General features: G+C 64.8%; 10 protein-coding genes. 2 read left to right on the top strand and 8 right to left on the bottom strand.

The window, feature by feature from the left end; all coding sequences use genetic code 11:
- Positions 1 to 40: 40 nt before the first annotated feature.
- Genes BLQ85_RS11620 through nirB form a run of 3 tightly spaced genes read right to left on the bottom strand, consistent with a single transcriptional unit; the run spans position 41 to position 5,839 of the window.
- A complete protein-coding gene (locus BLQ85_RS11620; protein ID WP_074577121.1) occupies positions 41 to 2,974 on the bottom strand; it encodes a nitrate reductase in 2,934 nt (977 codons plus the stop codon).
- 28 nt (positions 2,975 to 3,002) lie between these two features.
- Positions 3,003 to 3,389: a nitrite reductase small subunit NirD gene (gene nirD / locus BLQ85_RS11615; protein WP_074577119.1), complete on the bottom strand. Its 387-nt coding sequence runs from the start codon at positions 3,387 to 3,389 to the stop codon at positions 3,003 to 3,005.
- Between the two features lie 14 nt (positions 3,390 to 3,403).
- Entirely contained in the window at positions 3,404 to 5,839 is a 2,436-nt protein-coding gene (gene nirB / locus BLQ85_RS11610) for a nitrite reductase large subunit NirB (protein WP_074577117.1), read from the bottom strand.
- Between the two features lie 390 nt (positions 5,840 to 6,229).
- On the opposite strand from nirB, the gene BLQ85_RS11605 reads away from it, so the two are divergent.
- Positions 6,230 to 7,513, top strand: coding sequence for a type IV pili methyl-accepting chemotaxis transducer N-terminal domain-containing protein (locus tag BLQ85_RS11605; protein ID WP_074577116.1), 1,284 nt, complete (start codon positions 6,230 to 6,232; stop codon positions 7,511 to 7,513).
- A 65-nt stretch (positions 7,514 to 7,578) separates the two neighbouring features.
- Positions 7,579 to 9,327, top strand: a complete 1,749-nt coding sequence (locus tag BLQ85_RS11600; protein WP_074577113.1) for a bifunctional protein-serine/threonine kinase/phosphatase — start codon at positions 7,579 to 7,581, stop codon at positions 9,325 to 9,327.
- 373 nt (positions 9,328 to 9,700) lie between these two features.
- On the opposite strand, the gene BLQ85_RS11595 is transcribed toward BLQ85_RS11600, so the two are convergent.
- The 5 genes from BLQ85_RS11595 to BLQ85_RS11575 form a co-directional block, all read right to left on the bottom strand.
- On the bottom strand, positions 9,701 to 10,513 hold the full coding sequence (locus BLQ85_RS11595; RefSeq protein ID WP_074577111.1) for an alpha/beta fold hydrolase: 813 nt from the start codon (positions 10,511 to 10,513) through the stop codon (positions 9,701 to 9,703).
- Positions 10,514 to 10,743: 230 nt separating this feature from the next.
- Positions 10,744 to 11,958 (bottom strand): MFS transporter, encoded by a 1,215-nt coding sequence (locus tag BLQ85_RS11590; RefSeq protein ID WP_074577108.1) that lies wholly within the window; start codon positions 11,956 to 11,958, stop codon positions 10,744 to 10,746.
- Positions 11,959 to 12,119: 161 nt separating this feature from the next.
- The gene (locus BLQ85_RS11585) at positions 12,120 to 12,578 is read right to left on the bottom strand and encodes a chemotaxis protein CheX (protein ID WP_007864517.1); all 459 of its coding nucleotides are present in this window, start codon (positions 12,576 to 12,578) and stop codon (positions 12,120 to 12,122) included.
- An 11-nt stretch (positions 12,579 to 12,589) separates the two neighbouring features.
- Positions 12,590 to 12,961 (bottom strand): response regulator transcription factor, encoded by a 372-nt coding sequence (locus tag BLQ85_RS11580; protein ID WP_007864515.1) that lies wholly within the window; start codon positions 12,959 to 12,961, stop codon positions 12,590 to 12,592.
- Positions 12,962 to 13,024: 63 nt separating this feature from the next.
- The gene (locus BLQ85_RS11575) at positions 13,025 to 15,148 is read right to left on the bottom strand and encodes an ATP-binding protein (RefSeq protein ID WP_074577105.1); all 2,124 of its coding nucleotides are present in this window, start codon (positions 15,146 to 15,148) and stop codon (positions 13,025 to 13,027) included.
- Positions 15,149 to 15,282: the final 134 nt, after the last annotated feature.

Here is a 15,282-nt window from a genome sequence, read left to right as displayed (position 1 = left end):
CGTGATTGTCTGCGAATGCAGATAACTTCTTGTTATGAGCTTAAGCGAGCTGCCGGATAGGGATCACGGTGCGTGGCGCGGCGGCTTGTTCCTCGCTGCGCGCCGAGCGCACGCGGCGCTTGAGTTCGGGCACGCAGGAGCCGCAATTGGTGCCGCATTTGAGCGTCGCCTGCAGCGATGCCAGCCGCTCCTCGTCGGTGTGCAGGTGGCCGCCGCCGCCCCCGCCACCGGCCACCAGTGCCAGGTGTTCGTCGATGGCCGTGTCGCTGACGTTGAGGCAGGTGCAGACCAGCTTGCCGCGCGACTGCACCGCCACCGGCGGCTTGGCGCCGGGCAGCAGCAGCAGCCGGCCGTAGGCCTGCGCCGGCAGCTCGTCCTGCAGCAAGGTCTTGATCCAGGCCTGGGCGCTGGTGTCGCCGGCCAGCACAAAGCCGGCGAGCTCGGCCGCGTCATCCTTGCGCAGCAGCCGCACGGTACGCCGCTGGCCTTTTTTGCGGTCGGCGTAGCGCAGCACCTCGGCACCGTCCAGGCCGAGGATGGCCTCCAGCCTGGCCAGCAATTCATCGGGCGGGGCTTCGTGGCCGGCCGCGCGGAACAGCAGGCCGGAGCGCTCACGGCCCTGGTCGGCCAGCGCGGTGTTGTTGGAAAAAGGCACGCAGCTGGTGAACGGGAAAGCCGCCATCAGCGGCTTGAGCTGCTCGCGCGCGGCCAGCACTTCGCCGCCTGGCAGCCAGGCCATGGCCAGCAGCGTCCAGGGCATGTCGGCCTTGAGGATCTTGACCGCGGCATGTTTGAGTTCGGGCTGCTTGGACGTGGGGCAGTAGGCCGAGGTGGTGATCGCATTGACGCCGGCCAGTGTGGCGCCGTTGGTGGATTGCCCGCTCAGGTATTCCTCGCCCCAGTGCATGGCGATAAAAGCCTGGCTCACCGCTACCTCGGGTGAAGCCTGCAGCGGCACGATGATGGAGCCGCGCTTGGAGGTCACGTGGACCAGGTCGCCGTCTTTCAGCAGGCGGCGCGCCATGTCCTGGGCATTCATCTGCACGGACGGCTCGGCCACATGGCCGAACAGCCGGCCCAGGGTGCCGGTGCGGCTCATGCCGTGCCACTGGTCGCGCAGCCGGCCGGTGGTCAGCGAAAACGGGAAGCGCGACTCGCGCGGCTCGGCCACCGGCTTGTAGACGGTGTTGGCAAAGCGCGCCTTGCCGTCGGCGGTGGGGAACACGCCGTCTTCATAAAGCCGGGCCTTGCCCGCGCTCTCGCCGGGCTTGAAGGGCCACTGCCGCGGCGCTTCCTCGAGCAATTCGTAGCTCAGGCCGGTGATGTCCAGGTCGCGGCCGCGTGTGGATTCGCGGTGTTCGTTCCAGATGACTTCCACGCCCAGGGCGGCGTCGCCCAGGGGGTAGGGGAAGAGCGTGGCACGGGGGAGGGCGGGTGGGCCCTCAGGTATGGCTGCCTCGGGGGCAGAGGCCTGGCTGCCCGCCTTCAGCAGCTTTTCCAGCCGCTGCGCGAAGTCCACCACGATGGCCCAGTCATGGCGCGTTTCGCCGGGCGCGGCCACGGCCGGGCGCACGCGGCTGATGCGGCGCTCGCTGTTGGTCACCGTGCCGGTTTTTTCGCCCCAGGTGGTGGCCGGCAACAGCAGGTCGGCATAGTCGCAGCTCGAGGTGGTGGCAAAGGCTTCCTGCACGATCACCAGTTCGGCGCGCTCCAGCGCGCGGCGCACGGTGGCCTGGTCGGGCATGGACTGGGCCGGGTTGGTGCAGGCAATCCACAAGGCCTTGATCTCGCCGTCGGCGGCGGCCTGGAACATCTCGACCGCGGTCTTGCCGGGCTTTTCCGGCACCGAGGGCAGGCCCCACAGGGCGGCGATTTCCGCGCGGTGCGCGGGGTTGGCCAGGTCGCGGTGCGCGCTCAGCAGGTTGGCCAGGCCGCCCACTTCGCGCCCGCCCATGGCATTGGGCTGGCCGGTCAGCGAAAACGGCCCGGCGCCGGGCTTGCCGATCTGGCCGGTGGCCAGGTGCAGGTTGATGAGGGCGGCGTTCTTGGCCGTGCCGCTGCTGGACTGGTTCAGGCCCTGGCAGTACAGGCTGAGCGTGGCGGCCGAGGTCGCAAACATCCTGGCCGCGGCCAGCAGGTCTTCCTTTTTGATGCCGCAGGTCTCGGCCACCAGGTCGGGCGTGTAGTCGCGCACCGTGGCCTTGAGCGCGTCAAAGCCCGTGGTGTGCGCGGCGATGTAGGCCGCGTCCGTCCAGCCTTCCCACAGCATGATGTGCAGCATGCCGTTGAACAGCGACACGTCGGTGCCCGGCTGCAGGGGCAGGTAGAGGTCGGCGATCTCGGCCGTATCGGTGCGGCGCGGGTCGCAAAAAATGATCTTGAGCGCCGGGTTGGCGGCCTTGGCGTCCTCGATGCGCCGGAACAGGATGGGATGCGCGTAGGCTGTGTTGCTGCCGACGATGAAGATGCACTGCGCATGGTTGACGTCGTCGTAGCAGGCCGGCGGCGCGTCGGCGCCCAGCGTCTGCTTGTAGCCGGCCACCGCGCTGCTCATGCACAGGCGCGAATTGGTGTCGACGTTGTTGGTGCCTATCAGGCCCTTGGCCAGCTTGTTGAAGACGTAATAGTCCTCGGTCAGCAACTGGCCTGAAATGTAAAAGCCCACCGCGTCGGGGCCGTGGTCGCGGATGATCTGCGCAAAGTTTTCGCTGGCAAAACCCAGCGCGCTGTCCCAGGACACCGGCTTGGCCGCTTCGTGGCGGTGCTCGCGCCGCATGGGCTGCAGCAGCCGCGTTTGCCGCGTGACGGCGGCAGAGGCGGTGAGCGCCAGCGTGGAACCCTTGGTGCAGAGCCGGCCGAAGTTGGCGGGGTGGTCGGGGTCGCCGCGCACGCCGGTGATCTGCTCGCCTTGCGATTCGATCACTACGCCGCAGCCGACACCGCAATAAGGGCAGGTCGAGCGGGTTTCCTTCAATCCTGCATCAACAAGGGTCATTGGGCGTTCAGGCGTTGGTCAGTTCTTTGGCCGCGGGGCCGGCCACCACGGGTTGCAAGTCCAGTGCCAGTGTCGCCAGTTCGGTGGCATCAAGGTGCACGGCCCCGCCTTCGACGCGCACGCTGAATTTCTGCGTGCAGCCTTCGTCCGGCGCCTTGGCGCAGCCGCCTTCCAGGTCTATGGTCCAGTTGTGCAGCGGGCAGGCCACGCTGGTGCCGAACACGATGCCCTGGCTTAGCGGGCCGCCCTTGTGCGGGCAGCGGTCCAGCAGCGCGAAGACGCCGTCTTCATCGTTGCGGAACACCGCGACGTCGATGCCGCGCTCACGCGCCACGCGGCGCGAACCCAGCACCGGGATGTCGGTGACCAGGCAGATTTTTTTCCATTCAGACATAGTGATCTCTCAATTCAGGCGGGCGTGAGTTTTTCAAATTGCCGGGTGTCGACCGCGGCTTCCTTGAAGTCGAACCAGGGGTCCGGTTCGCCGTCGAGCGCGAACTGGAGCTGTTCCCACAGCGCCTTGCGGCCTTCGTGGTCTTCCAGGATTTTTTTCTTCACATAGTCGAGGCCGACACGGTTGACGTAGTGCACCGTGCGCTCCAGGTACCAGCCTTCCTGGCGGTAGAGCTCGCAGAAGGCGCCGGTGTATTCAAGCACCTCCGCCGCGGTCTTGAGCTTGGTGAAGAAGTGGGCCACTTCCGTCTTGATGCCGCCGTTGCCGGCGATGTACATCTCCCAGCCCGAATCGACGCCTATGATGCCGACGTCCTTGATGCCGGATTCAGCGCAGTTGCGCGGGCAGCCGCTGACGGCGAATTTCACCTTGTGCGGCGCGTACATGCGCCACATCGCGCGCTCCAGGTCCTTGCCCATCTGCGTGCTGTCCTGCGTGCCCATGCGGCACCATTCGCTGCCCACACAGGTTTTCACCGTGCGCAAGGCCTTGGCATAGGCGTGGCCGGAGGGCATGCCGATGTCCTTCCAGACGTTTTGCAGGTCCTCTTTTTTCACGCCCAGCAAATCGATGCGCTGGCCGCCGGTGACCTTGACGGTCGGTATCTTGTATTTGTCCACCGCGTCGGCGATGCGGCGCAGTTCGCTGGCCGTGGTCTCGCCGCCCCACATGCGTGGAATGACGCTGTAGGTGCCGTCTTTCTGGATGTTGGCGTGGCTGCGCTCGTTGATGAAGCGGCTTTGCGGGTCGTCCTTGGCCTGTTTGGGCCAGGTGCTGATCAGGTAATAGTTGACGGCCGGGCGGCAGCTGGCGCAGCCGTTGGGTGTCTTCCACTCCATGAATTTGAAGACGTCGGAAATGGACAGCAGCTTGTTGGCGCGGATGGCGTCGCGCACCGCCTGGTGGCCGTGGTCGGTGCAAGCGCACATGGCCTTGAGCTTGGGCGTGGCCGAGTAGTCGCCGCCGGCCGTGAACATCAGGATCTGCTCGACCAGGCCGGTGCAGGAGCCGCAGGAGGCGCTGGCCTTGGTGTGCTTGCGCACTTCGTCAAGCGTGAACAGGCCTTTTTCCTTGATGGCCTTGCAGATGGTGCCCTTGTTGACGCCGTTGCAGCCGCAGACTTCCGCGTCGTCGGCCATCAGCGCGGCCTTGTTCTGGCCTTCGTGGCCCGCGTCGCCGAGGTTGGATTCGCCGAAGATCAGCTTGTCGCGGATGTCGCTGACGCTGCGGCCGTCGCGCAGCAGCTTGAAGTAGTAGCTGCCGTCCACCGTGTCGCCGTAGAGGCAGGCGCCGACCAGCTTGTCGTCCTTGATCACCAGCTTTTTGTAGACGCCGCCGAAGGGGTCGCTCATCACGATTTCCTCGGTGCCCTCGCCGCCCATGAATTCGCCGGCGCTGAAGAGGTCAATGCCCGTGACCTTGAGCTTGGTGGAGGTCAGCGAACCCGAATAGCGGCCTATGCCGAACTGCGCCAGGTGGTTGGCCGCCACCTTGGCCTGCTCGAACAGCGGCGCGACCAGGCCGTAGGCGATGCCGCGGTGCGCCGCGCATTCGCCCACCGAGTAGATGCGCGCGTCGGTGACGGTCTGCATGGTGTCGTTGACGACGATGCCCCTGTTGCAGTGCAGGCGCATGGATTCGGCCAGCTGGGTGTTGGGGCGTATGCCCACCGCCATGACCACGAGGTCGGTGGCCACTTCGCTGCCGTCCTTGAACTTGATGGACTTCACGCGGCCTTCCTCGTTGCCGGTGAGCTCCTGGGTCTGCGCGCCTATCAGGAACTTGAGGCCGCGGTCTTCCAGCGATTTCTGCAGCAGCTTGCCCGCCACGTCGTCGAGCTGGCGCTCCATCAGCCAGGGCATGACGTGCACCACGGTGACTTCCATGCCGCGCAGCATCAGGCCGTTGGCCGCTTCCAGGCCCAGCAGGCCGCCGCCTATGACGACCGCCTTCTTGTATTTCTCGGAGGCCTCGATCATCGCGTTGGTGTCGGCGATGTCGCGGTAGGCGATCACGCCTGCCAAGTCCTTGCCGGGCACCGGCAGGATGAAGGGGTTGGAGCCGGTGCACATCAGCAGGCGGTCGTATTCCTCTTCGGTGCCGTCCTCGGCGCGCACGATACGTTTGACGCGGTCGACTTCCACCACTTTTTTGCCGGCATGCAGCGTGATGTGGTTGTCCTTGTACCAGTCCCAGGAGTTCAGCACGATCTCATCCAGCGTCTGCTCCCCGGCCAGCACGGGCGACAGCAGGATGCGGTTGTAGTTGGGATGGGGCTCGGCGCCGAAGACCGTGATGTCGTACAGGTCGGGGGCGACCTTGAGCAACTCTTCCAGGGTGCGCACGCCGGCCATGCCGTTTCCGACCATTACCAGTTTTGATTTTTTCATGGGGCTACTCCAGGGATTCAATATTTCTAGGTGCAAACGTCATGCCACGGCCGTGCCGCGCAGGTCGCGCAGGCACGCGTCCACGCGGCTTGTCAGAGGGTGCAAGCCGGTCTGGCTTGCGGGAAACAGGATGAAATTCATGATGCTCTCTCCCGGTCAACAGGGATCCGGGCCGTTGACCCGGTATGAGGCACACCATTACGCACGTCGTTGTGCGCAGGACCCGCAGTGCATTCGCTAAGGTCGGGCGCGTCGTTACGCCCGCGATAGCTAATGCAAAACTTGTGCCATATCATTGGCCTGCAAGCTGAGCCCTGAATCCGCAGCCGGCGTGTGGCGCGCGACTTGCATCCTGGCCAGCCTTGTTTCCCTCCCAAGCTATTGATTTATATGACTTCCGCATTGGTAAACCTGAACGGCCCCGCCGGCATCCACCCGCTGGTCTCCGACCTGGAGGCGGCCGGCATCCAGGTCCTGGGGGTACTCCATGAACGCAGCAAACTGGTGCAGGAAGTGCTGCGCCAGGCGCCCGACGTGCTGGTTTGCAACGATGCGCTGCCCGATGAGGCCTTGTTCAAGCTCCTGCAGGTGGTCGGCGAGACCGCGCCTTGCCCCGTCATGGTGTTCACCAGCGACAGCGATGCGGAAAAAATCACGCGCGCCACCGAGGTGGGTGTGCATGCCTATGTGGTCAACGGCTACAGCCCGCAGCGCCTGCGGCCGCTGATCCACCTGGCCCAGGCCCGCTTCAGGCGCGAGCAGGCCCTGCAGGGCGAGATGCGGGACATCGCCGGCCGCCTCGAGGAGCGCAAGGTGGTGGACCGCGCCAAGGGCATCCTGATGCGCGCCCGCCAGATGTCTGACGACGACGCCTTCCAGATTCTGCGCACCGCTTCCATGCACACCAACCAGCGCCTGGGCCAGGTGTCGCAGCACATCATCCATTCGGCCCGCTTCGCCGAAGACGTCAACCGCTCGGGCCAGCTGCGCATGCTGTCGCAGCGCCTGGTCAAGCTGGCGTTGCTGCGGCTGGCGGGCGTGCAACCCGAGCGCGTGGCGCAGTTGCTCCAGGAGTCGGTGCAACGCATAGACGCCAACATTGCCGCCCTCGGCAAAAGCCTGTCCAAGCCCACGTTTGGCGACCTGCTGGGGCAGGTGAGCCTGACCTGGGCGCGCCTGAAGCCCGCCCTGGAGGAAAGCCGGGCGGCCGGCGAGATGGCGCACCTGGACGAACTCGCCGAGCTGCTGCTGCAGGAAGCCGAGCGCATGACCGCCATCCTCGAAAGCGCCGGTGCCATGCCGCCGCTGCAGATGCTCAACCTGGCCGGCCGCCAGCGCATGCTGAGCCAGCGCTTCGCGAAATACGCCTTGCTGCAAGTCCTGGGTGGCACGGCCTCCCAGCGCAGCGAAGTGGGCATGGCCGAGTCGCAGGCGGCTTTTGAGAAAGCGCTGCAATACCTCAACGACATCCCGCTGACCAGCAAGGAAATCCGCGAGTCCCTGGACAAGGCCGCCGCGGGCTGGGCGCAGATGCGCACTGGCGCCGCCGGCATCGCCAAGGGTAAGGATGTGAAGCGGCTGGAGGGTCTGGCCACCGCCAGCGAAGACCTGCTGGACGTGTTTGAGCAGCTCTCGGTGCAGTACGAGCGCAGCATGCAGATGCTCGTCGGTTAGGGCGCCAGGCCGGTGCATTGTTGCAATGCACCAATATCGGGCATTGAACTTGCTTACATTGGTGCATGGCATTTGATCTGGACATTGGCTTCGCCACGCTGGCGGGCCGCAAAAACAGCAACGAGGACTTCTGCGCAGCCATGCTGCCCGAGCCGGGGCAGGAGGGCATGGGCTCCATCGTGGCGGTGGCCGACGGCGTGAGCACGGGCGGCATGGGCCGGGAAGCGGCGCAAACCACGGTCACCAGCCTGGTCCGCGACTACTACGGCACGCCCGAAACCTGGGACACCACGGTGGCCCTGGACCGCATCATCGGCGCGCAGAACGCCTGGCTGGCCGGCATCAACCGCCGGCGCCAGCCGGCCGTGGGCCTGACCACCCTCACGGCGCTGGTGCTGCGCGGGCAGTCCTACACCCTGGCGCATGTGGGCGATTCACGGGCTTACCTGCTGCGCGGCGGCGCGCTGCAGCAGCTCACGCACGACCATGCGGTCAACCATCCCGACTTCAGGCATCAGTTGCTGCGCTCGGTGGGCGCCGAAGACCATGTGGTGGTCGACTACATGCAAGGCGACCTGCAGGTGGGCGATGTGTTTGTGCTCGTCACCGACGGCGTGCACGGCGTTTTACGCGACGCGCGGCTGCGGGATTTTGCCGGCCTGCAGGAAGAGGGCGGCTCCCAGTTGGCCAGCCAGGGCCTGGTCGACGCCGCCCTGGCCGCCGGCAGCAACGACAACCTGACGGCCGTCGTGGTGCGCGTGCGCGGCCTGCTCGACGCCACCCTGCAGGACGTGAGCCGTATTGCGCAAACCCTGCCGGTGCCGCCCAGGCTGAAGGTCGGAGACGCCATCGACGGCCTGGTCGTGACCGCGAAAGTGGCCGACAACGAAATCCATGTGCTGTACCAGGTGCGCGACCCCGGCACGCGGGTGCTTTACGCCCTCAAGGCGCTGAACCCCGCGAGGTCCCACGATGGCGAGGAACGCGCCATGCTGGCGCACGAGGCCTGGCTGGCCCTGCGCATGCAGTCGGGCCCGGCGGCGGGGCACCTGGTGAGGCTTCATGAAAGCCCGCCGGCCGGGCAGGAGCGCAGCGCTTTTTACCTGCTGTACGACTGGCACAGCGGCGAGACGCTGCAGCAGCTGCTGGAGCGCGGCCACAAATTCAGCGTGGAACAGGTGCTGGGCGCGGCCACCCAAGCGGCGCGCGCGCTGGGCCGGCTGCACCGCCAGTGCGTGATCCACCGCGACATCAAGCCCGCCAACCTGCACCAGGGCGAAGACGGCGTGTTGCGCCTGCTGGACCTGGGCGTGGCACTCAGCGGGCGCGAGCCCGAAGCCATGCGCAAGCTGCACGCCGGCACCCCCAGCTTCATCAATCCCGAACAATGGGGCTTCAGCGCCACAGGCAGCGACGGGCCCGAGGAATTGCCCGACGCGCAAAGCGACCTGTTCGCGCTGGGCGTCACCCTGTACCAACTGCTGACCGCCAGGCTGCCCTACGGCGAGGTGCTGCCTTACCAGGCCGGCCGCTACTACCGCGACCCGGTGGCACCCAGCCGCATCAACCCCGAGGTGCCGATCTGGCTGGACCACGTGGTGCTCAAGGCCGTGGCCCGCGACAAGCGCCGCCGCTTTGAGACCGCTGAAGAACTGCTGCTGGCGCTGGAACGCGGCGCCTCGCGCCCGCTGACCGCCCCACAGGCGACGCCGCTGATCCAGCGGGATCCGGTGGTGTTGTGGAAGTTGTTGTTGGGGGTGAGCGTGCTGGTGAATATGTTGCTGATTTACTGGCTGCTGTTTTTGCCCAGGTAGGGTGATTGAGTATTGAGTTGGCTTCTGGGGCAATGGGGATGAGCGCGAGCAGCGAGTGAATTGGTAGCGACCTCTTTGCAAACTCGCTTCGCTCAGGCAGGCACGAGCCCTGACCCGCCCGACGCTGCGCTCCTCGGCCCAGTCAGCATGGGCCAGGCGGGAGCGGGAACCGAATGCGAAAGATAAGAAAAAGCAGCGCCGCAGCCGATGATCAGAATCAGACATCGTGGCCGCCCGATTGGACTCCTCTCTCTGGGGTCTCACCAATTCAATATGGCGGCCTGACTGTTCAGCACATTCAGTTCAACAAGGCCGCTGCAGCAGTGGCCCGAAATGCCTAACGCGAATGAGGACTTCGTGCGGTACGGTAATGCTACTGGGCCGAAACCTGACGTATCCAAAGAATAGCCTCGCTGGCAGCGGCAGCTGGGGCATTCAGGTGATCCGAATTGGGTTCGTACAGTCGGGTCAGCGGATGCGGCGCAAGCGCCTGGAAATTTTGATGTTTGCTTTGTTGGAGGCCGGGATAGTCTCGTTTGGGTGCGACATATAACACCGGCGTACCTTCTTTGACATTGCGGAAAGCGCGCGTGGTATGCGCGCCGTTGGGATCAAACCAGTTCAGGTAGATGGCTGCTGTCGTTGTGATGACATTGGTGCCGCGTGATCCTTCGTAGTCGGCAAAATCAGCTTTCTCGTTACCGCGTCCTTCATCGACCATTTGTTTAGCCTTGGTCACATATTGCCCCAGCGCGGTGACAAATGAACCAGCATCCACCTGTCCGCCTGGCGCAATGAGAACAAGACCGTCAACACGCTTGAGTCCGCCGTAGTGCAACGCGAACAACCCGCCTTGGCTGTGTCCGGTTACAAACACCTTACGCGCACCTTTGGCACGCATTGCATCCAGTGCGCGGCTTATTTCATCAACCCCGCCATTCATGTCTACGTCGTACTGGCGCCTGCCGGACCAGGGCATCTCCAGATTTGCAACCTGAAAGCCCTCACGTTCGAATGCAGTAGCCAGTTCATCAACAAATTTTCCGGGACGGCCGCCCTTGCCGTGCATGACCACCACTCCAATCTCTGACGCCGGGGGTGCCGCTTGAAGTGATGTGGGTAACAGGGAGAGGGAGGCCAGAAGGGCCAACAATACAGCTGCGGAACAGCGAAGTATTTTGATCATGTTTGCTCCTTGCGATTTGGAACGATGCCTAACCGGCCAAGTTCACCGGCGCGTAGCGTCGGTGTCGAATGATGGATGGCCCCCTCGCTTTGGCGGCATCATAATGCCAGCCACCCTCATTTTTTTGAGGAGCAGCGCACGCCGATCAAGCACTGCGCGCCCGCCCCCTTCTAGCGACGGCACGCTTCGCTTAACTTTGCTGAAAAGGTGGGCCTTCGCTGAAAAGGTGCTTAGGCGCTACGCGCCCTCCCACCTTTCTCAGCCCATGTTCGAGTCCAGCGAATCTGCATGACCCGAAGCATCACCAACATCCCCAAAGCCAAAGCCGCAAAAAAGAAGAACCCCCACATATAGGTCCCGGCATATTGTTTGGAGATACCCATGGCGTTGGGCACCAGGCCGCCGCCCAGGGCGCCTATTTCGCCGATCATGGAGCCGGCGACCGCGGTGGCCAGGGGCCAGCGCAGGGGCACGAGCTGGAAGAGGGCGCCGTTGCCTGCGCCCAGGGCGGCAAAGCACAGCATCACCAGCAGCGTGGTGGCGGCCAGGGAGCCGCCGGCCAGGCCGCAGGCGATCAAGGTGCCGGCGATGGTGAGCAGCACCACGCTCAGGGTGTTGACGCCGCCCCAGCGGTCGGAAATCCAGCCGCCGAAGATGCGCAGCGCCGCGCCCATAAAGGCCGCCAGCATGGACAGCTGGCCCGCCTGCACTTTGCTGACGCCGAACTGGTCGTAATAGTAGGAGGGCAAAAACGTGGCCAGGCCTATGAAGCCGCCGAAGCTCACGGCGTAGATCAGGCTGAAGGCCCAGCCGTCTTTCTCGAACAGGCAGGCGACATGCTCACGCAGCGTGGCGTGGCTGTCCACGTCATCGGGCTCTTTGGCAAAAAGAATCATCGCGATCATGGGCAGCAGCATGGCCACAGCGGCAATGCCGTAGACCGACTGCCAGCCGAAGCGCTGGGCCAGCGCCGGCGCGACGAGCACGGAAACGGCGGTGCCCACATTGCCGGCACCGACCAGGCCCATGGCCAAACCCTTGTAGCGCGGCGGAAAGGAGCCTGAACCCAGGCTCAGCGCGACACCGAAGCTGGCGCCGGCAATACCCAGCAGCACGCCCATGGCCAGCAGGCTGCTGTAGGAGTCGACGATGAAATAGCCGAACAGCAGGGCCACCATGATCAGGCCCATTTCCACCAGGGTGGCGTTCTTGCGGCCTATGTACTGGGCCAGCACGCCCAGCGGAAAGCGCATCAGCGCGCCGGCGAAGATGGGCACCGAGAGCATCACGCCCTTCTGGGTGGGCGAAAGGTTGTAGGTCTCCGAGATAAAAGGGGCCATGGCCCCGTTCATGACCCAGATGCAACATGAGAAGGCGAAGTAAAAAAACGCCGCGCCCAGCGTGGGTGCGTGACCAGCCTTGAGAAAATTACGGAACCCCGCCATGGTGCAAGCTCTTTCTGTGAGATGGTTGATTCACAGATTCAGTGCGAAAAGCGTGCCACCTTGGGGCGCACAAAACGCACCCTCACGGCGCGATTTCAGCCCGTTTTCCGGTTTCTTTTGGTGCGCCGCACAAAATGCGTGCGCCCTGGCGGGAATTCAGCTCAGTTCTTGCGGTCCATGTCGACGCAGACCATGGCCGAATAGTGGTTCCAGCGCAGCGTGATGACGTAAGGGCGGGTGCGCACCCGGGCTTTCATGCCCTGCGTGCCCTGCATCTTGACGGGCACCGAAATCTGCAGCTCGGAGCCCAGGGCTTTTCGCGCGTTGCCGGCCAGCGTGTTGGCGATTTCGCCCACGGCGTCCAGCAGGTTGCCGTCGCTGAGGTCGGTTTCATGCTGCAGCAGCAAAATTTCACGCACCAGCTTGCCCGGCATGGAGACCATCACATGGCCGTTGTGGCTGCCCGAAAAGGCCACGATGCCGTTGAATTCAAAGCCCTCGATATCGCCCGAGCCGAGGTAGGCCGAGGTGATCTGCGGCTCCTGCCGCGTGGTGACCTTGAGGTAATGCCGGATCGAGTCGACAAACAGCTTGAGGTCGTTTTCGTTGAGTGTGGCCATAGCAGCCCTCCTTAGCGCATGTCGGCGATGTCGAGCAATGCCATTTGCAGCTCGTCATCGGTGAAGGGTTTGGCGACGAAGCCGCGCGCGCCCAGCTTGAGCGCCTGGATGGCCGTCGACTTGTCGCTGAGCGCGCTGACCACGAGGATCTTGACGGCCGGGTCCAGCTTGAGCAGCGCGGAAATGCATTCGATGCCGTCCATCTCGGGCATGGTCAGGTCCATGGTGACGACTTCGGGCCGGGTCGCTCGGGCCAGCCGCACGGCCTCGTTGCCGTTTCTGGCCAGGCCTGCGAGCACGATGCCCTTGATGCCGCCGTTTTGCACCACACGCGAGATGCGGGTGCGGATCATGTTGGAGTCGTCAACAATCAGCAATCGCATGGTGAGCCTCCTTGGGGGTTTTGGATGTTTGGGATGTCTGGGATGGGGTCATGTCGGGCGGCTTCAGGAAAACACGACCCGGAACTCGGTGTGCTGGCCGGGCGTGCTCGACAGCAGCAGGCGCGCGCCCAGGCTTTGCACATTGGCCTGCACCAGGTCCAGGCCGACACCGCGGCCGGCATGCCGCGACGCCGTGCCGGCGGTCGAAAAGCCGGGCTTGAAGATGTTCGCGACGATCTGCTTGTCGCTGAAACTCTGCAACTGCTCGGCGTTGTACCAGCCCAGCTCCAGCAGGCGGCGGCGCACGTCGGCAGCGTTCAGGCCGGCGCCGTCGTCGCGAACCGTGAGCTGCCATTGGCCGGCTTCGTCAGGGCCCAGCACCACGCTGAGCTGGCCTTCGGCGGGTTTGCCTACGGCCTGCCGCGAGGCCGGGGTTTCCACGCCGTGCACCACGGCATTGCGCAGCAGCTGGATGGCGATTTCACGCACCAGGTTCATCTTGGCCGGCGGCATTTCCGGCGCGCCGGCCATGCGAACATCGGCCTTCACGCGCTTGCCGCAGTCGGCCGCCACCTCGGCCGCTAGTTGCGACAGCGCGGTATGCAGGCTTTCCGGCGAGTTCGCTTGCCGGGACGGCGCGTCCTCACCGGAGCGTTTCTGGCCCAAGGCCTTGAAAGCCCCCACCTTGGAGAGCAGGTCCTCCAGCGGCAAGGGCAGGGCAAGCAAGGCGTCGCCGGTGGCCGCGCCGCTGTCCTTGAGCTTTTGCAATTCACTCTCGAACTGGTGGGCCAGCGTGGCCAGGATTTCCAGGCCCAGCGAGGCGGCGTCGCCCTTGAAGGCGTGGATGCGGCGGTAGGCGCCGTCCACCGCCTTGAGCACCTGGATCTCGGAGGCGGCCGAGGAGGTGCTGCGCAGCAGATCGTTGACTTCCAGCAGCGAAGCCTCGGCGCGCTCGACGAAGGCCCGCATCATGGCCGGCTCGGTCTCGAAGGCCTTGAGCATCATGGACAGCTCTTTTTGCGAACGCTGGCGTTCGCCGGCGAGCCTGGCCTGCAGTTCGACCTTTTGCGTGATGTCCTGCACGGTGACCAGCAGGTGCCGCACGGTGGCGCCGTCCTGCACCCGGTTGAAATGGAAGGACAGGTAACGGGTGGTCTGCTGGCCCAGGCGGTTGGCAACGGTGAGTTCCACTTCCGACAGCGGGTTGATGCCCTGGACCAGCTGTTCCTTTACATGCGGGGAGAACAGCAGCTCGACATAGTCGCGCGCGTCGGTGAGGGCCTTGAGGGACACCATCGTTGACAGCACCTCGAAAAAATTCTGCCCCGGCGCCAGCGTCTTGCCGAACAGCACATGGGTGGAGCGGGACAGCTGGGAGCCCAACTGGTGCCCCGGCGTGAGCAGGAACAGGCCTTCGCGCACGCTCGCGAGGATTTCGCGGTTTTCCTCTGTCGCCGCTTCAATCGCGGCGTCGGAGGTTTTCAGGCGGCGCAAAAACTTGAACAGGATGAAGGCGAAGTTCAGCAGGGCCAGCACGATGCCGCCGGTTTGCACCATGCGCAGCACGCTGGCGCGCGACGCGCCTATCTGCTGTGTCTCGGTCACGAAATCATTGGCCGCGCCCAGCAGTTCGCTGTTGTGGGCCTGGCTGTAGGCCAGCGCGGCGGCCAATTCCTGCTGCGTGAAGTTGTCACCGGTCAGCAAGGGCTGGAGCAGGGCGAAGTAGGGTTTCCACAGGACTTCCACCTTTTCTTCGAGCTCGCGGCCGCGGCTGGATGTCACGGGATGCAGGTAGACCGGCTTGCCGTCGCCGCCGGGAATCGTTCCGCCTTCGCGAAAAGCCACCTGCGAGATCTGGAAGATCTTGGCGCCCGAGCGCAGCTCCGCCAGGGTCTCGGGCTTGTAGAAAAGCCCGGCGGCGCGCGTGGCGTCAAGCTCCAGCAGGGTGCGCGCGACGCGCTGCGACACATAACGCTGGCGCCCCGACAGGTTGATGGTCACGGTGTCCTGGTCGATCTTGAACGAGGTGTAGAAGTTCAGCACCAGCACCCCGAGGTCGAACAGCAGGAAGAAGGCCACCGCGATGATGATTTCGCGGTATTTGCCGAACAGGCCCGGACCGGCTTTGCGTGTGGGCCGGGCGGCCGCGATCCTGTCGGCGCCATGGACTGGCAAAACTGCGGACATAGAAAACCTCCCTTGTGCGAACTTGCGGAAAGACGCGGGCCCCCACGCTCCGCCGCTGCGCGGGTCGCTGCCCCCCAAGGGGGCGCTGCGCCTGCGGCCCGGCAAAGCCGGTTCCGCGGCCCCTGCTGGTTTGT

The organism is Polaromonas sp. JS666, assembly GCF_900103405.1.
Classification (GTDB): domain Bacteria; phylum Pseudomonadota; class Gammaproteobacteria; order Burkholderiales; family Burkholderiaceae_C; genus Polaromonas.
Note: the sequence above shows the minus strand (reverse complement) of the source record. Positions and strands in the feature narration are given on the sequence as shown.